Source organism: Kribbella shirazensis, from assembly GCF_011761605.1.
Classification (GTDB): Bacteria; Actinomycetota; Actinomycetes; order Propionibacteriales; family Kribbellaceae; genus Kribbella; species Kribbella shirazensis.
On sequence record NZ_JAASRO010000001.1, the window covers coordinates 2809534 to 2825574 of the forward strand.

A 16041-nucleotide genomic window follows, 5' to 3' on the forward strand; every position below is an offset into this window, starting at 1 on the left:
TGACGCTGCGGAACCGTGACGTTTGCCGCCGCGTCGGACAGGCATGATCCGGCGGGTGAGGAATCCGATCGGAATGATCAGGCGAAGTCAGCAGCTGCGGTCCCAGTTGAAGGCGCCCCGCGAGCGGTTGCCGGGTGGCAGCCGCCGCTGGATCCGCTCGTCGATGGACTGGCTGGTGGCCGAGTTCGGCCGCGACGTCCTGCTCCGCCCGATCGCGGTGCCCGCCGACGTCATCCCGGACGGGTACGACGGCAGCACGGCCGCCGCGATCGAGTTGTGTGCACGTGTCGACGACCGGATGGATCTCCGGCCCGGCCAGTGCGCGCTGAGCTTCGAGCTGAACGGCGGACGACGTGCCGTGAATCGCCTGGTGGTGAAGGAACCGCACGGCCGCTGGATCCGCGGCGACGGGCAGAACCAGATCCAGCTCGCCCCGGCGCTGATGGCCGATCCGGTCGCGCTGGCCGCGATCTACGCCCACGAGGCCGGCCACGAACTACTGCTCGGCGGCGGCCGGATCTCGCTCGCGCGCCGGCCCGACCACGAGCCGCTGACCGACCTGATCACGGTCTTCTACGGCCTCGGCATCTTCACGGCGAACGCGGCGTACGAGAGCCGTCCCCGGCCGAACGGCCGCGGCAAGCAGCCACTCGCCCGCGGCTACCTGCGCGAAGCCGCCCTGTCCGAGGCGCTCGCGTACTACGCGGTGCTCCGCGGCGAGCGCCACCCGGAATGGGACCACCACCTGGACCCACCGGTCCGCCGCGGGATGCGCAACCAGCTAGTGGTCCTGCACCGCTAACAGCTTCCGCAGCCACACCGAGCCGCCGCCGAGGATGGCCTTTCTGCTCGGCCCGGAGAGGTGATCGACCAGATGCAGGTACGTGATGGTCTGGTAGAGCGTGCCCAGCTCCTCGGCCAGCGTCAGCGCGCGGCGCAAGTCGGTCGGCGCGGCGTACTCCTCCCACTCGCTCAGGTAGGCGTCCCGCACCCGCGGATCTGCCGACAGCGGAAGCTCTTCCTTCACGAACGTCACCAGGTCCAGGAACGGATGCGCCAGCGCCGCGTCGGTCCAGTCGAACGCGAGCACCGTTCCGTCCCGCACCGCCAGGTTCCACGGGTGCAGATCCCCGTGCAGGAGCGTTTCCGGCACACCGATCGCCGCTAGCTCGCTGATTGCCTTACGCAACTGTTTCGCGCGGTCCGGCAACCGGGCCTGATCGGTCGTGTCCAGCTGCTGCGTCAGGACGTTCGGCTCGAGCAGGTGGTCGAGTGCGGTGTCGAGGACGGCGAGCCGTCGGTCGGAGCAGCTGTAGGTCAGCAGCCGTTCGGGGTCCGCGGCGTAGCTCAGCTGCAGTCGCGCATGGTTGCGCACAGCATCGATCCAGACCGCGACGTCGCTGTCGTCCGCGAGCGGCGTACCGAGGTCGGGCAGCAGCATCCAGGCTCGCTGCTCGTCGACGGCCAAGGGCGCCGGAACGTCGCCGGGGCGGGCAGCCGAAGCTCGCTGCAGGAACAGCGGTTCGTTCGCGAACAGGAACGGCAGTGCATCCGGCCGGGTGGACGCCGATGACAGCGCCTTGAAGTAGACATCGCCGTCGGTGGTCGGGATGCGCAGGACGTTGGACAGACCCCAGGATTTGACCTGTGTCCACGGGCCGTTCGCGGTCACGTGCTGATCGATCCACGGCAGCGCTTCGCCGTACCACTCGGTCCGCGCCCAAGGAGTCAGGTCGGACGTGCTCACGCCGGCGCCGATCGGCGCCATCAGGTACGTGATCGGATCGTCCGCGACGCATGTCAGGACGACGGCTTCGATCCCGTGCTGCTCGCGGAGCGCGCGCTGCGTGGGCTCGACGTCGGGGAACCAGATCCCGTCCGGTACTTCGAGCTCGAGTTCGAGATCCTGGCCGGCGAGGACAGCCGTGACATCCATGGGCAGCAGCGTATGTTCCGGCCGCAACCGCTTTTTCTGACTAGGGTGATGCCGTGATCGAGGCCAAGGATGTGGCGCGGGCGGCCGACCTGTTGCACGACGTGGTGGCGCCGACGCCGTTGGAGTACTCGCGGTGGTTGAGCCAGCTGGTCGGCGGCGACGTCTTCCTGAAGTGCGAGAACCTGCAGCGGACCGGCTCGTTCAAGCTGCGCGGCGCCTACGTGCGGATGGCGCGGCTGTCCAAGGCCGAACGCCGCCGCGGCGTGGTCGCGGCGAGTGCCGGAAACCACGCCCAGGGCGTCGCGCTGGCCGCGCAGCTGCTCGGTATCAAGGCAACCGTTTTCATGCCGAACGGCGCCCCGATCCCGAAGGAGAAGGCGACCCGGGCGTACGGCGCGGAGATCCGTTTCGTCGGTACGTCGATCGACGACTGCCTGACCGCGGCGCGCGCGTTCGAGGCCGAGACCGGTGCGGTGCTGATCCATCCGTTCGACCACCCCGACATCGTCGCCGGGCAGGCCACCACCGGGCTCGAGATCGTCGAGCAGTGCCCGCAGGTCCGGACCGTCGTCGTACCGACCGGTGGAGGCGGACTGCTCGCCGGGATCGCGTCGGCGATGCAGCGCGACGGCCGGCCGATCGAGGTCGTCGGTGTGCAGGCGTCCGGCGCGGCGGCGTACCCGGCCTCGCTGGCGGCAGGGGAGCCGGTGCAGCTCGAGCGGATGGCCACGATGGCGGACGGGATCGCGGTCGGGTTGCCGGGCATCGTGCCGTTCGAGACGGTCCAGCGGTACGTCGCGGACGTGCGAACGGTCGGCGAGGACTCGTTGTCGAAGGCCGTCCTGCTGGTGCTCGAACGCGCGAAGCTGGTGCTCGAGCCGGCGGGTGCCGCCGCGGTGGCCGCCGTACTCGACGAGCCGAAGCGGTTCACGCCACCGGTCGTCGTGGTGCTGTCGGGCGGCAACATCGACCCGCTGCTGCTGATGCGCGTGATCCGCCAGGGGATGGCGGCGGCCGGACGGTACCTGTCGCTGCGGGTCCGGATCCCCGACACACCGGGCGGTCTGGCGACGCTGCTGACCCAGGTCGCCGCCCTGGACGCGAACATCATCGAGGTCCTGCACGAACGGATCTCGGAGACGCTCAGCCTCGAAGAGGTCGAGGTCGCGCTGCAGGTCGAGCTCCGCGGCGAGGACCATCGCGAGCGACTTCTCGCGGGCCTCGTCGCCAACGGCTACACCTACACGCTCAACTGACCAGCGGCCGTACGTAGGTCAGCAGACTGACCAGGAACTTGCCCGGCTCCTCCCAGGGGGCCAGGTGCGCCGAGTGCTCGAACCAGATCGCCTGCTTGTACGGCGCCTCGACGGCTGCGATCCACTCCGCGGGTGGCTGGGCCGGCGTGGTGTAGTCGTGCCGCCCGAGGAACATCAGCACCGGGATCGGGAACTGCGTCACACCGGTGAAGTCGACGGCCAGCATCTCGTCCAGCACCCGGCCCAACGTGAATTCGTTGCCCTCGCCAATGGTCTCGGTCTCCTCGACCGTGTACTCCGGCGACAACTCCGGCGCCCCGAAGAAGTACAGCGAGTCGTCGCGGTACGCCGAGAGTCCGCCGCGGTACTGCGCCCACTGCCGCGCGACGATGATCCGCTCGCGCGTCACCGGCTTGTCACCCGGATACGGCGCGATCGACCCGAGCTGCTCGAGTGCCTCGGTGTGGTTGTGCTCCCGCGCCTGGTCGAGCGCGTACTCGAAGCACAGCCGCTCGTTGGCGCGGGCGTCGACGACCTGGCCGACACCGACGTACGCGTGGAACAGGTCGGGCCGGTCGAGCGCGGCCCGGGTGGCGATGATCGTGCCCCAGCTGTGGCCGATCAGGACGAGTTTCGGTACGCCGTACCGCTCCCGGACCTGCTCCGCGAGCTCGATCGCGTCGGCGACGTACTGCGCGATCGTGAGGGTGTCCGCGATGGCGCCGGGGTCGACCGTGCGCAGGGTGCGCCCGGCGGCCCGCTGGTCGTAGGTGACGACCGTGAAGTACTCCTCGATCGGCCGCTGGAACTGCCAGGCCGTCGGCGCGAGCGGCGACGCCGGTCCGCCGTGGACGAAGAAGATCACCGGGTTCGAGCGGTCCTGGCCGCGGGCGTAGACCCAGTGGTCGACGCCGCCGGCGCGCAGCTGGAAGTTCTCCTGGACGCCGTTGGGCGTCACGATGCGCTGCAGGTCCGCGATGACCGCGCGGGCTTCGTCGTACGACTCAGGCATCCACCGAGGGTACGGGCTCACAGGTCTTGATCAGCGGGGCGTGCAGCCGCTGGGCCAGCACCTGGCGCTGGGTCGGCTGGGCCTCGGCCTGGCGCTGCAGGCCCTCGTCGGTCAGCCGGACGTTGATCGCGCGCCGGTCCTCCGGGCACATGTGCCGCTCGACCAGACCGGCTACTTCCAGACGGCCGATCACGCGGGACAGCGCGCTCTGGCTCAGGTGCACGGACTTGGCGATCGTCGCGACCTTCGCGGAGTGCTCCGGCAGCTCGGCGAGCCGCTCGAGGACCTCGTACTCACTCATGCCCAGCGAATGGCCGGCCTGCAGCGCCCGGTCGAGCGCACAGGTCAGGTCCGCATGCCGGGCAAGCAGCTCGCGCCACTCCCGCACATCGGCACTGGCATCGGCGGTGGTTTCACCAGTCCCACCGCTGACCTTCATAGCGGTCATGTCGCCGACCATAGCATGCACGCGCATCCTATGCAAGCGCATTTAATGCCTAGACATTAGATGCATGTGCATGCAATAGTCTCTGCTCGTGACCGAAACAACGCACACCACATCACCTGGATCACCTGGATCAGCTGGCCGCATGACTTGGGACGCGCGCCTCTGGGGCGCTCTTCTGGTGGTCTGCGGCGTGATCTTCCTCGATGGCCTGGACGTGTCCATGGTCGGCATGTCGCTGCCGTCCATCGGCGCCGACCTGGGCGTCTCCCTTGCCTCTCTGCAGTGGGTCGTGACCGGCTACGTGCTCGGGTACGGCGGCCTGCTGCTGCTCGGCGGCCGGACCGCCGACCTGCTGGGCCGACGCCGGGTCTTCCTGATCGCGCTGGCCGTCTTCGCCGTGGTCTCGATGCTGAGCTCCCTGGCGACCAATCCCGAACTGCTCATCGCGGCGCGGTTCGTGAAGGGTGTCGCCGCGGCGTTCACCGCCCCGGCCGCGCTCTCGATCATCACCACGACCTTCCACGAGGGCCCGGATCGCAACCGCGCCCTCAGTATCTTCACCACCTGCGCCGCCAGCGGCTTCTCGATGGGCCTGATCCTCGGCGGCGCGCTGACCGAGGTCGGCTGGCGCTGGACGTTCCTGGCGCCCGGCCCGGTCGCCCTGATCGTGCTGCTGTTCGCCATCAAGCTGATCCCGAACAGCCCGCGCGACGACGCCGCCGGCGGGTACGACGTCCCGGGCGCGATCACCGTCACCGGCGGCATGCTGTCCCTGGTCTACGCGGTCGTCGGCGCCGAGCACGCCGGCTGGGTGTCCGTGCAGACCATCGGGCTGTTCGCCCTCGCGGCCGTCCTGCTGGCCGGCTTCGTCGCGATCGAGCAGCGCACCAAGCACCCGCTGGTCCGGCTCGGCATCCTGCGCAACGCCTCGCTGCGCCGGGCGAACCTGGCCATCCTGACCGTCTTCGGTTCGTACGTCGCCTTCCAGCTGATCGGCACCCTGTACCTGCAGAACCTGCTGGGCTGGTCGTCGTTCGAGACCGCGCTCGGGTTCCTGCCGGCCGGTCTGCTGGTCGCCACGCTGTCCCCGAACATCGGCAAGGTCGTCGACCGGGTCGGCACCGAGAAGATGATCATCGTCGCGATGGCGCTGTTCGTCGCCGGGTACGCGCTGAGCCTGCGGATCGGGCCGGAGTCGGCGTACTTCTCGACCGTGTTCCCGACCATCATGCTGCTCGGTCTCGGGTTCGCGATCGGGTTCCCGTCGCTGAACATCCAGGCCGTGTCCGGGGTCCCGGACCACGAGCAGGGGCTGGCGTCCGGCCTGTTCAACACCTCCAACCAGGTCGGCGGCGCGGTGGTCCTCGCGATCGTGACCGCGGTGATCAGCAGCCAGACGGCCGGTGTCAGTGCGCCGACCGGCGTGCTGTCGGCGTACAAGTCGGGACTCGGGGTCGTGACGGGGATCGCGGCGCTCGGACTGGTGATCGCACTGTCCGGTCTGCGCGGGCTGAAGGCACGACGGGCCGCCGAGGAACGGGAGGCCGCCGAGCTGGCCGCCGTACAGGACGAGCTGGCGGCGGAGGAGATGACGCCGGCAGCGTGACAACAACCAGCTCCGCCCGGGGCTGTGCGGTGATAGAGAAGCGGTGGTGCGGATCCTTCGGGGGTCCGCACCGCCGCATTTCGGGGGCTTCCCCGATTGGTTTCGACCCGGCGGGGTGCTGCACTTGGGGCATGAGCAACCAGAGCTACGACGAGAAGGTCAAGGACATCCTCGACCGGGTCGCCAAGGGTCACCTCTCGAGCGAGGAGGCCGCCACCCTGATCGCCGCCCTCAAGCCGGCCGCGCCGGCGGAGGCCGACGACGCTGCCGCGACTGCTGGTGGTGCGGCTGCGCGGGAGCCGGTTGCCGACGAAGGGGACACGGCGTCCGAGGGCAAGCCGCCCTGGCCCTGGCCGACCGGCGACGAGGTGCCGTCCACCGAGGTCTGGGCCGACGTCGTCGACTCGCCGGCCGCCGAGCCGAGCACCCGGCCGGCCGCCGAGCCGGCCACCCAGCCGAAAGCCGAGCCGAAAGCCGAGCCGAAAGCCGAGCCGAGTGCTCCGCCTGCGGCCGAGCCGGTCACCGAGCCCTCAGCGGTGCAGGACAGTGTGGTCGACGAGGAAGCCGAGCCGGTGCAGGAGGAGCACAGCAACGTGCCGATCCCGTCGGGCGTGCAGCGGGTGACCGTGCGGGCGATCGGGCGGCGGGTGCGGCTGATCGGTGAGCCGGCCGTGAACGGCGTGGCCGTCGACGGGCCGCACGTGATCAAGCGCGACGGTGACACCCTCGCGATCAGCAGCGAAGGCGACATGGGCGTCTCGATCGACGGGTTCAGCATGCTGCGCAACCCGACCGACCTGAAGGCGCACGTCAACGGCCTGGCCAAGGAGCTGTCGATCCGCGTCAACCCGAACCTCCAGGTCGAGGTCGAGGTCACCGGCGGCAGCGTGCACGCCGAGCGCCTGCCCGGCCTGACCCGGGTCCGCGTCACCGCCGGTACGGCGAAGGTCACCGACGTCGACGGTCCGATCGACGTCCTCGTCCAGGCCGGCTCCGCCGAGCTGGACGCCCAGATCACCAAGGGCCGCTCCCGCGTCCGCGTCGAGTCCGGTACGGCGAAGGTCGCGCTCCGCCGCGGCTCCGACGTCCACGTCCACACCGAGGCCCAGCTCGGCCGCGTCACCTGGACCGGCGCCGTTTCCGGCCAGTCCAAGGACGTCGAGATCGGCCGCGGCCGGGCCGCCCTGGACGTCGAGGTCCTGGTCGGCACCGCCCAGATCGCCTCCGACTGACCCCAACGCCACCGACGTTCGCCGGGTAGCCCCCGCAACTGGAGGGTTGCCCACTGAAAATGCGAGGGGGCAACCCTCCAGGTCAGTGGGCAACCCCTGGAGTGCGGTCCTCGGTTGACACGTCGGCCGGGATCGTTCGGAGGGTGCGGAGCGGGGAGAGGTACAGGAACGCGGCGCCGGCGAGGGTGCCGAGGCCTGCGATCCAAAGGGTGGTGCGCAGGCCTAGTGCGGTGCCGAGGGCGCCGCCCAGCAGGCTGCCGAGGGGAGCGGCGCCCCAGCTGACGAAGCTCATCGTGGCGCTCACGCGGCCCTGGAGCTCCGGCGGGCACAGTCGCTGTTGCGTGCTGACCTGCAGGATGTAGCTGACGATGATGCAGAAGCCGGCGAGCAGCGTGCCGACCACGAACCAGCTCACCTTCCAGCCGGGTGCCGTCAGCGCCTGCACGGTGAACGCCACCCCGATGCCGGTCGACGAGAGCAGCAGCGTACGCGCGTCGCCGTACCGGGTGCTGAGCTTCTCGGTGACGGCCGACGCGACGATCGCGCCGAGCAGGCCGATCATGCTGAGGACGCCGATGGTCGCGGGCTGCAGATGGACGCCGCGGACCAGGTAGACGATCATGATCGCGCCGGCGGCGGCCTGGAAGAGCATCGTCGCCATCGTGTTGAGCGCGAGCGGCCGCAGCAGCGGGTGCTTGAAGACGTACCGCAGGCCGTCACCGATCTCGCGGCGCAGGTCGGGGCGTTCGGGTTTGGCCGGAGCGGCCTCGGGTGCGCGGATCGAGCGCAGCCACACCGCTGACCACAGGAAGCTCAGCGCGTCCAGGCCGATCGTCAGTGCTGCGCCGAGCCATTGGACGAGTAGTCCGCTCGCGCCGGCTCCGACGACCGCGGCGACCGAGTGGTTGGCCGCGAGTTTCGCGTTGCCCGGCAGCAGGCGGTCCCGGTCGAGCAGCCGCGGCAGGTACGACGTGTGCGCGACGTCGAACAGCACCGTGAGGATCCCGGCCGGGATCAGTACGGCGTACACCTGCGTCAGGGTGAGTACGTCGAACCACCAGGCGACCGGGATCGACGCGAACAGGAGCGCCCGGAGCAGGTCGGCGTACACGAGGACCGGGCGGCAGCGGACGCGGTCGGCCCAGGCTCCGGCGAACAGACCGAGGACGAGCCAGGCCGCGGTCTCGCAGGTGCGCAGGAGCGAGACCTGCAGCGTGGACGCGTCCAGGGTGAGCACGGCCAGCAGCGGGACGGCGCCCATGCTCAGGCGCGATCCGAGCTGACTCAGCAGGTCGGCGGCCCATAACCGACGGAAATCGGGATGGCGGAGGATGCCCATTCCGTGACCGTAGAACCTGAGTTGAGTCCTGTCGACTCAAGTATCAAGAAAGTTGAGTCACCTGGACTCAATATAATTCGTGGGTGAAATTGTCGGCGTTCTCGTGCAGGATGGGTGGCCTGCGTCACATCCAGAAGGGGGATGTTCGGATGGCTGCAATCGAGGCGAGGGGCCTCGTGAAGACGTTCAAGGGCAGGAAGACCACGGTCAAGGCGCTCGACGGCATCGACCTCGACGTACCGGAAGGGACCGTGCTCGGCCTCCTCGGGCCGAACGGGGCGGGCAAGACCACCACGGTCCGGGTGCTCACCACGCTGATGCGGCCGGACGCCGGCAGTGCCCGCGTGCTCGGCCACGACGTGGTGGCGGAGGCGGACACGGTCCGGTCACTGGTCGGCCTCTCGGGGCAGTACGCCGCGGTCGACGAGCTGCTGACCGGCCGGGAGAACCTGTGGATGTTCGGCCGGCTGTACCGGCTGAGCAGTCAGCAGGCCAAGGCGCGCGCGGAGGAGCTGCTGGCGACGTTCGATCTGACCGAGGCGGCGGACCGGACGCTGAAGACGTACTCCGGTGGCATGCGGCGCCGGCTCGACCTGGCCGGCTCGCTGATCGCGCACCCGAAGGTGTTGTTCCTCGACGAGCCGACGACCGGCCTGGACCCGCGCTCGCGGCTCGATCTGTGGCAGATCATCCGTGACCGGGTCCGCGAGGGCGTGACGATCCTGCTCACCACGCAGTACCTCGAGGAGGCCGACGAGCTGGCCGACAGCATCGCGGTGGTGGACCACGGCTCGGTGATCGCCCGCGGTACGGCGGACGAGCTCAAGGCGAAGGTCGGCGGCGAGCGGATCGAGGTCGTCGTGCAGGATCCGGCCGACGCCGCGCGGGCGCTGGCGCTGCTGACCGCCGCGCTCGGGATCGCGGATCCGGAGTCGACGACGCTCGACGACCACACCCGCCGGGTCACGGTGCCGGCGCCGGGTGGATCGAGCTCGCTGGTCGACGTCATCCGCACGCTGGACGGAGCCGGGATCCGGATCGCCGACATCGGTCTGCGGCGGCCGACGCTGGACGACGTGTTCCTCACCCTGACCGGGCACGAGGCCGAGCAGAAGGAGTCGTTGTGAGTACGCAAGTGCCGGCCCGGGTGAATCCTGTTTCCCGGGCGTTGTCCGACGCCGGGGTCCTCGCCTGGCGGAGCCTGAAGCGGATCCCGCGGACGCCGGACATGCTGATCTACGCGACCATCCAGCCGATCATGTTCGTGCTGCTGTTCGCGTACGTGTTCGGGAACGCGATCCCGATCCCGGGGTTCCCCGGGGCCCGGGCGTACCGGGAGTTCCTGATGGCCGGGATCTTCGCGCAGACGATGGCGTTCGCGGTCGCGTCGGCGAGTGTCGGGCTGGCCGACGACATGTCCAAGGGACTCATCGACCGCTTCCGGTCGTTGCCGATGGCAAGATCCGGCGTGATCGCCGGGCGGGTGGTCGGCGACCTGGTGTTCAACGCGTTCGTGATGCTGGTCATGGTGATCTGCGGCCTCATCGTCGGCTGGCGCTGGCACAACGGATTCGGCCAGGCGCTGGCGGCGTTCGGGATCCTGCTGCTGTTCGCGTTCGCGATGCTCTGGGTCGGTGCGTTGATCGGGCTGTCGGTCGGCGGTCCGGAGGTGGCGGCGTCGGCCGGGCTGATCTGGCTGTTCCCGCTGACGTTCCTGTCGAACGCGTTCGTCCCGACGCCGAACCTGCCGAGCGGTCTGCAACCGGTCGCCGAGTGGAACCCGATCTCCTCGATCGTCGCCGCCTGCCGGCACCTGTTCGGCAACCCGTCGCCGTTCGCCAGCCCGGACGGTTTCCCCGCCCAGCACCCGGTCTGGCTGTCGCTGATCTGGTGCGTGGCGATCATCGCCGTGTTCGCCCCGCTGGCGGTCCGCAAGTACCGGAGCGCCACTGCCCATTGACAAGATTTATACGGCGTGCAAATAATCCTAACTGTGTTAAAGAAACCGGCTGAGGACTGGCGCGCGGCGCGGCGGGAGAGTGCGCGGGCGAGCGTGCTCACCGCCGCGTGGGGCCTGGTGCGCGAGGAAGGGCTGGCCGCGCTGTCGTTGCGCGAGCTGGCCCGCCGGGCCGGGATCACCACGCCGACCGTCTACGCGTACTTCGAGTCCAAGAACGCGATCCTGGACGCGATGTTCGCGCAGGCGGCGCAGGCGTTCGTGGACCTGAAGCACTCGTTGCCGGTCACGGACGATCCGCGTCATGACCTGCTCGCCGACGCACAGGCCTTCGTCACCTTCTGCGTGACCGACGTCCCTCGGTATCAGTTGCTGTTCCAGCACTCGGTGCCCGGCTTCACGCCGTCCGCCGAGTCGTACGAGCTCGCGGTCGGTGCGCTGGAGACCACCCGCGAGCTCCTCGCACGCAACGGCGTGCACGATCCACGGCACCTCGACATCTGGACCGCCGTCACCGTCGGCCTGGTCGGCCAGCAGGTCTCCAACGACCCGGGCGGCGACCGGTGGATCGGGCTGGTCGAGGACGTGACCCGGATGTTCCTCGCGCAGTACGCGCACGGGGACACCACGTAACACCAGGGGGAACCCATGACCGCAGTCACCCGGCCCACACTCCATCACCTGGCCCTGACCGTCACCGACCTCGCGTCGAGCGTCCAGTGGTACGGCGAGGTGTTCGGAGTCCACCCGGTGCTCGACGTACCGCATCAAGGCGGTGTCGGCCGGATCCTCGCCGACGCGGACCGCCGGCTGATGATCGCGCTGCACCACCACGACGCCAACGACGGCGCCCTCGGCCACGAGACGACCACCGGCCTGGATCACGCCGGCTTCGCGGTCCCGTCCCGGGCCGACCTCGAACACTGGCAGGACCACCTGGAGGCGCACGGCGTGGTCCGCGCGGACGTGGCGGACAAGCCGCTCACGCAGTCCCCGATCGCCGACGAGCCGTACGCGTCCGTCCTCGTCTTCCGCGACCGGGACAACATCCAGCTGGAGTTCTTCGCGCCTGCCCACTGACCCGCGGCGCGGACAGCACACGGGGACCGCGGACATCCGGCCAGATGTCCGCGGTCCCCATCAGCTGTCCACGGTGGGGCTGACGACGGTACGGCGTACCTCAAAAGCAAGCGCCCCGGTGGGGTGTCCACCGGGGCGCTGGAAGCTTTTGGTGGATCAGCCGGTGAAGGGTTCCGCGGCGACGATCTCGACGGTCACGTCCTTGCCGTTCGGGGCCTCGTAGGTGGCCTTGTCGCCCTTCTTCTTGCCGAGGATCGCGGCGCCGAGCGGAGACTGCGGCGAGTACACGTCGATGTCGACCGACGCGTCCAGGGCGAGCAGCTCACGGGAACCGAGCAGGAACGTCTCGACGTCGTCGTCACCGGCGAACTTGATCGACACCTTCATGCCCGGCTCGATCTTGCCGCCGGCCTTCGGGGTCTCGCCGACCCGCGCCCGCCGGAGCATGTCCTCCAGTTGCCGGATCCGCGCCTCGATCTTGCCCTGCTCGTCCTTGGCGGCGTGGTAACCGCCGTTCTCCTTGAGGTCGCCCTCGTCCCTGGCCTCGCTGATCCGCTGCGTGATCTCGGCACGGGCAGGGCCCTTGAGGTGCTCGAGCTCGGACTTCAGCTGGTCGTAACCGTCCTGCGTCAGCCAGACAACGCTGTCCTCGTCGATCTTCTGCGTCACGGGCTGCTCCTTGTGTCGGTGGGATGGGCAGGAAAATACTGCTGGCCGCCGTCGTCGACGGCGACCATTCCATCGAGCGTAGCAAGAGACCGTCGATCACGCAGGGGCTTCAGACGGTCGCAACCGCGTGGAAAACGTTTGCTGCGACCGATTTCCGGACTCTGGCGGCAATCGGTTGCCGTGGCAGCTTGTTCGCTGACGCGACCAGGATTCAGCGCGGGCGCTGCTGGTCGGCCGTCGTACAGCCGATCAGGACCACCGAGGTCGCCGAGCGCTGCGTTGTCAGCGTCACCGGGACCACCTGGCGGCGGGGCGAGTCGGCCGGCACCGTGACGCTCACCTCGCCGACGATCGAGAAGTCCGCCGCCTTGGCCTGCAGCCGGCAGACCGCGTCCACCGACTCGTTCCGGTCGACCTTGACGGTGGCCTTCGCGCTCGTCGGCGACACGATCTCGAACCCCTGCAGCTGCGACTGCACCGGCGGGTGCGACTGCGCCCAGGCGACCCAGACCAGCCACACGAGTCCGGCCAGCGCGACCACGGCCACGGCCCCGATGATCAGGGGCCGCCGGGAGCGCCCGGTCCGTCCGTACCGGGCGTTCAGGTCGGCGGCGGGGGACGTGGAGGAGTCGGTCACAGGTCAGTCCAGGGGGTCGGTCGTGGGTTTTGCGCGGGGTTGGAGGACCATTGTGTCTTGTGAGTGGAGATCTGCGGTTGTTGCATGTGCACGCCCACCCGGACGACGAGTCGAGCAAGGGGGCCGCGTCGACCGCGCGGTACGTGGCCGAGGGCGTGGAGGTGATGGTCGCCACGTGTACCGGCGGAGAACGCGGATCGATCCTGAACCCGAAGATGGACCGCCCCGAGGTGCTGGCGAACATCACCGAGATCCGCCGCAAGGAGATGGACACGGCGCGCGAGATCCTCGGCATCCGGCAGGAGTGGCTCGGCTGGGTCGACTCCGGGTTCCCCGAGGGCGATCCGCTGCCGCCGCTGCCGGAGGGCTGTTTCGCGGCGCAGAAGGTGGAGGACGCCGCGGCCCCGCTGGTGAAGCTGATCCGCGAGTTCCGTCCGCAGGTCGTCACGACGTACGACGAGAACGGCGGGTACCCGCACCCGGACCACGTGATGTGCCACCAGATCACGGTGGCCGCGTTCGAGGCCGCGGGGGACAAGGACGCCTACCCGGAGCTCGGCGAGCCGTGGCAGCCGCTGAAGCTGTACTACCACCACACCTTCCACTACGAGCGGATGAAGGCGCTGCACGACGGGATGGTCGCGCGCGGCCTCGAGTCGCCGTACGCCGAGCGTCTGAAGGACTGGAAGCCGGACCCGGAGAACGAGCGCCGCATCACCACCCGGGTCGAGTGCGCGAAGTACTTCGAGGTGCGGGACCGGGCGCTGCTCGCCCATGCGACCCAGATCGATCCGGACGGTGCGTGGTTCGCCGTACCGCTGGAAGTGCACCAGGCGGCCTGGCCGACCGAGGACTACGAGCTGGCGCGGAGCGTGGTCGAGTCCGGGCTGCCCGAGGACGATCTGTTCGCGGGGCTCCGCTGACGGGCGGCGCGGACAATGAGAGAATGGTGGCGTGACAGCGATGATCTCCCTTCAGACGGCCGAGATCGACCCCAACGTCGTGAAGCCGGGATGGGTCGCGCTCCTGATCGTGCTGGCTCTCGCTGTCGCCACCTTCCTGCTGTGGCGCAACATGGGCAAGCAGCTGAAGCGGATCGACGTGGACCGCGATGGTGCGGACGACCCAGCACCGTCCGGCGACCCAGCGAGTCCGGACGACTCGCAGTCCCAGGCCGGCGATGCGGAGCCGACGACTTCGGACCGGAACCGGACTCCGACTGAAAGACCCTGATCACGACATGGTGTCGGACTGGGCAGCCCACCTGCGTCTGACCCTATAGTGACCCGGTGACCGCGACGCGCGCTGCCAGGCACCGGATGCCTGGACGTCTGGTCGCGGGCGGCGTGGCCGCGATCCTCGTGGCGTCGATCGGCCTGGTGGTCGCGCTGTACGCGGCCGACAGCGCGCCGAGCCTGTCCCGCGGGATCGGCGGGCCGGGGCCGTTCGTGTCCTGGCTGCTGCCGCTGCTCCGGCTCGTGTCCACGCTGGCGACCGTCGGTTGTGCGGGCGCGCTGCTCGCGGCCGTCGTACTGCTGCGGCTCGAGGGCGGTCCGCTCGGTGTGCAGGGCCGGCGGGCGGTCCGGGACGCGAGCAACTCGGCGATCATCTGGGCGGTGTGCGCGTTCGCCGGTGCGGTGGTGACGGCGGCGCTGCTGCTCAACACCCCGGTGCGGCTGCTCCGGCTGCGCTTCGACGACGCGCTCGGCGTACCCGAAGTGAAGGCGCTCCTGATCACGGGCATCCTGGTCGTCGCGCTGGCGATCGGGATCCGGCGTGTGCAGACCTCGTCCGCCGCGGGCCTCGGCGTGCTGGTGGCGATCGCGGCGCTGATCCCGAACGCGGTCACGGCGTACCCGAGGAACGAGTCGTACGTCGTGATCGCGGGGGCCGCCCTGGTGATCCATGTGATCGCGGCGACGACCTGGATCGGTGGGCTCGCGGGCCTCGTGCGCTACGGCCGCGCGAGCCGGACCGGGCTGCGGCTCGTGATGGAGCGGTACGGCCAGGTCGCGGTGATCTCGTCGGTCGCCGTCCTGCTCAGCGGGCTCCTCAGCGCCGCCGGCCGGCTGGCCGCGAAGAGCGGTGGCTGGGGCTCGATCCCCGACGCCCTGACCACCGACGCGTACGGCGCGTTGCTGATCGCGAAGATCGTCGCCTTCCTGCTCCTCGTCCTGCTCGCCGCGCTGCACCGCGTCTACTCCCAGGACGACGTGCTCGACGCCGCCCTGCCCTTCTGGCGCGTCGTCGCCGTGGAACTCCTCACCATGGCCGTCACCCTCGGCCTCTCCGTCGCCCTGTCGCAGACGGCTTAGGTCCAGGGGGCCGTCCGTAGGTCTGTGGTGGTGCGGCGTTCGCGGCTGGGTGGTTGGGTCTCGGCGGCGCGGCCGACGGCGATCATCGACACGATGTGCCAGCCGGCGCCGGGGCTCAGCTCGTCCGTGAGGGCGTCGAGATCGAAGGCGCGGAACTGACGGCAGGCCAGGTCCATCGCGTGCGCCTGCAGGGTCAGGTGGGCCACGGACTGGCCGAGGTCGTAGTCGGCGAAGTCGGAGTACACCCAGTCGGTGTCCTCCACGTACCGATGGGCCATCGTGACGACGAGGAGGGACGCGCTCGGTGCCCAGCGCGCCGAACTGCGGGCGAGGTGCCGGACGACGCGCTTGTGCTCGGCCTCGTCGCGGCGCGCGACGAAGTACGCCCAGGGCTGGGAGTTGCCCGCGGACGGTGCCCAGCGGGCCGCGTCGAGCAGGACCTCGACGTCGTCGTCGCTGACGGACCAGGTGGGGTCGAACCACAGGGGACTGAAGCGGCCGGCGAGCAGGGGGTGGACGGACATGTCCCGATTCAACCGCCACCCTGTCGGGGC

Annotated in this window: 18 protein-coding genes; 11 read left to right on the forward strand and 7 right to left on the reverse strand. The window is 69.8% G+C overall.

Annotation, left to right across the window (positions count from 1 at the left end; translation table 11 throughout):
* Nucleotides 1-73: 73 nt before the first annotated feature.
* Nucleotides 74-802, forward strand: coding sequence for a hypothetical protein (locus BJY22_RS13860; protein ID WP_167206856.1), 729 nt, complete (start codon nucleotides 74-76; stop codon nucleotides 800-802).
* Here the strand turns inward: BJY22_RS13860 and BJY22_RS13865 are convergent.
* On the reverse strand, nucleotides 782-1936 hold the full coding sequence (locus tag BJY22_RS13865) for an aminoglycoside phosphotransferase family protein (RefSeq protein WP_167206858.1): 1155 nt from the start codon (nucleotides 1934-1936) through the stop codon (nucleotides 782-784). The two genes, BJY22_RS13860 and BJY22_RS13865, sit on opposite strands and share 21 nt — an antisense overlap.
* A gap of 53 nt (nucleotides 1937-1989) precedes the next feature.
* Between BJY22_RS13865 and ilvA the strand changes: the two genes are divergently transcribed.
* Nucleotides 1990-3192, forward strand: coding sequence for a threonine ammonia-lyase (gene ilvA, locus BJY22_RS13870; protein WP_167206860.1), 1203 nt, complete (start codon nucleotides 1990-1992; stop codon nucleotides 3190-3192).
* Here ilvA and BJY22_RS13875 read toward each other — a convergent pair.
* Both BJY22_RS13875 and BJY22_RS13880 read right to left on the reverse strand, forming a co-directional pair.
* Nucleotides 3185-4204, reverse strand: a complete 1020-nt coding sequence (locus tag BJY22_RS13875; RefSeq protein WP_167206862.1) for an alpha/beta fold hydrolase — start codon at nucleotides 4202-4204, stop codon at nucleotides 3185-3187. The genes ilvA and BJY22_RS13875 overlap by 8 nt on opposite strands.
* Nucleotides 4197-4652 carry a MarR family winged helix-turn-helix transcriptional regulator gene (locus BJY22_RS13880; protein ID WP_167206864.1) on the reverse strand — a complete coding sequence of 152 codons (456 nt, stop codon included), beginning with the start codon at nucleotides 4650-4652 and terminating at the stop codon, nucleotides 4197-4199. Before BJY22_RS13880 ends, BJY22_RS13875 begins: the two co-directional genes overlap by 8 nt.
* A gap of 142 nt (nucleotides 4653-4794) precedes the next feature.
* Here BJY22_RS13880 and BJY22_RS13885 point away from each other — a divergent pair, with 142 nt between their 5' ends.
* Together BJY22_RS13885 and BJY22_RS13890 are read left to right on the forward strand one after the other, a co-directional pair.
* Nucleotides 4795-6258, forward strand: coding sequence for an MFS transporter (locus BJY22_RS13885; protein ID WP_167206866.1), 1464 nt, complete (start codon nucleotides 4795-4797; stop codon nucleotides 6256-6258).
* A 131-nt stretch (nucleotides 6259-6389) separates the two neighbouring features.
* Nucleotides 6390-7490 (forward strand): hypothetical protein, encoded by a 1101-nt coding sequence (locus BJY22_RS13890; protein ID WP_167206869.1) that lies wholly within the window; start codon nucleotides 6390-6392, stop codon nucleotides 7488-7490.
* Between the two features lie 82 nt (nucleotides 7491-7572).
* On the opposite strand, the gene BJY22_RS13895 is transcribed toward BJY22_RS13890, so the two are convergent.
* Nucleotides 7573-8829, reverse strand: coding sequence for an MFS transporter (locus BJY22_RS13895; RefSeq protein ID WP_167206871.1), 1257 nt, complete (start codon nucleotides 8827-8829; stop codon nucleotides 7573-7575).
* 149 nt (nucleotides 8830-8978) lie between these two features.
* Here BJY22_RS13895 and BJY22_RS13900 point away from each other — a divergent pair, with 149 nt between their 5' ends.
* Genes BJY22_RS13900 through BJY22_RS13915 form a run of 4 tightly spaced genes read left to right on the forward strand, consistent with a single transcriptional unit; the run spans nucleotide 8979 to nucleotide 11866 of the window.
* Entirely contained in the window at nucleotides 8979-9956 is a 978-nt protein-coding gene (locus BJY22_RS13900) for an ATP-binding cassette domain-containing protein (protein ID WP_167206873.1), read from the forward strand.
* Nucleotides 9953-10789, forward strand: a complete 837-nt coding sequence (locus tag BJY22_RS13905) for an ABC transporter permease (RefSeq protein ID WP_167206875.1) — start codon at nucleotides 9953-9955, stop codon at nucleotides 10787-10789. The genes BJY22_RS13900 and BJY22_RS13905 overlap by 4 nt, the downstream gene beginning before the upstream one ends.
* A 33-nt stretch (nucleotides 10790-10822) precedes the next feature.
* Nucleotides 10823-11419 carry a TetR/AcrR family transcriptional regulator gene (locus BJY22_RS13910; RefSeq protein WP_337758644.1) on the forward strand — a complete coding sequence of 199 codons (597 nt, stop codon included), beginning with the start codon at nucleotides 10823-10825 and terminating at the stop codon, nucleotides 11417-11419.
* A 15-nt stretch (nucleotides 11420-11434) separates the two neighbouring features.
* Nucleotides 11435-11866 carry a VOC family protein gene (locus BJY22_RS13915; RefSeq protein WP_167206877.1) on the forward strand — a complete coding sequence of 144 codons (432 nt, stop codon included), beginning with the start codon at nucleotides 11435-11437 and terminating at the stop codon, nucleotides 11864-11866.
* Between the two features lie 156 nt (nucleotides 11867-12022).
* Here the strand turns inward: BJY22_RS13915 and greA are convergent, their stop codons facing one another.
* Nucleotides 12023-12535: a transcription elongation factor GreA gene (gene greA / locus BJY22_RS13920; protein ID WP_167206879.1), complete on the reverse strand. Its 513-nt coding sequence runs from the start codon at nucleotides 12533-12535 to the stop codon at nucleotides 12023-12025.
* Between the two features lie 211 nt (nucleotides 12536-12746).
* Nucleotides 12747-13172 (reverse strand): DUF4307 domain-containing protein, encoded by a 426-nt coding sequence (locus tag BJY22_RS13925; RefSeq protein WP_167206881.1) that lies wholly within the window; start codon nucleotides 13170-13172, stop codon nucleotides 12747-12749.
* Between the two features lie 59 nt (nucleotides 13173-13231).
* Here BJY22_RS13925 and mca point away from each other — a divergent pair, with 59 nt between their 5' ends.
* Genes mca through BJY22_RS13940 form a run of 3 tightly spaced genes read left to right on the forward strand, consistent with a single transcriptional unit; the run spans nucleotide 13232 to nucleotide 15487 of the window.
* Entirely contained in the window at nucleotides 13232-14095 is an 864-nt protein-coding gene (gene mca, locus BJY22_RS13930) for a mycothiol conjugate amidase Mca (RefSeq protein WP_167206883.1), read from the forward strand.
* A gap of 31 nt (nucleotides 14096-14126) precedes the next feature.
* Entirely contained in the window at nucleotides 14127-14405 is a 279-nt protein-coding gene (locus BJY22_RS13935) for a hypothetical protein (protein WP_167206885.1), read from the forward strand.
* Nucleotides 14406-14461: 56 nt separating this feature from the next.
* Nucleotides 14462-15487, forward strand: a complete 1026-nt coding sequence (locus BJY22_RS13940; protein WP_167206887.1) for a CopD family protein — start codon at nucleotides 14462-14464, stop codon at nucleotides 15485-15487.
* Here the strand turns inward: BJY22_RS13940 and BJY22_RS13945 are convergent.
* Complete coding sequence (locus BJY22_RS13945) at nucleotides 15484-16011, reverse strand: nitroreductase family protein (protein WP_167206888.1); 528 nt, start codon at nucleotides 16009-16011, stop codon at nucleotides 15484-15486. The genes BJY22_RS13940 and BJY22_RS13945 overlap by 4 nt on opposite strands.
* Nucleotides 16012-16041 lie beyond the last annotated feature (30 nt).

Coding starts and splice junctions, on each gene's coding strand:
- BJY22_RS13860 (WP_167206856.1), top strand. CDS start 74: ATGATCAGGCGAAGTCAGCAGCTGCGGTCCCAGTTGAAGGCGCCCCGC.
- BJY22_RS13865 (WP_167206858.1), bottom strand. CDS start 1,936: ATGGATGTCACGGCTGTCCTCGCCGGCCAGGATCTCGAACTCGAGCTC.
- BJY22_RS13875 (WP_167206862.1), bottom strand. CDS start 4,204: ATGCCTGAGTCGTACGACGAAGCCCGCGCGGTCATCGCGGACCTGCAG.
- BJY22_RS13880 (WP_167206864.1), bottom strand. CDS start 4,652: ATGACCGCTATGAAGGTCAGCGGTGGGACTGGTGAAACCACCGCCGAT.
- BJY22_RS13885 (WP_167206866.1), top strand. CDS start 4,795: ATGACTTGGGACGCGCGCCTCTGGGGCGCTCTTCTGGTGGTCTGCGGC.
- BJY22_RS13890 (WP_167206869.1), top strand. CDS start 6,390: ATGAGCAACCAGAGCTACGACGAGAAGGTCAAGGACATCCTCGACCGG.
- BJY22_RS13895 (WP_167206871.1), bottom strand. CDS start 8,829: ATGGGCATCCTCCGCCATCCCGATTTCCGTCGGTTATGGGCCGCCGAC.
- BJY22_RS13900 (WP_167206873.1), top strand. CDS start 8,979: ATGGCTGCAATCGAGGCGAGGGGCCTCGTGAAGACGTTCAAGGGCAGG.
- BJY22_RS13915 (WP_167206877.1), top strand. CDS start 11,435: ATGACCGCAGTCACCCGGCCCACACTCCATCACCTGGCCCTGACCGTC.
- BJY22_RS13945 (WP_167206888.1), bottom strand. CDS start 16,011: ATGTCCGTCCACCCCCTGCTCGCCGGCCGCTTCAGTCCCCTGTGGTTC.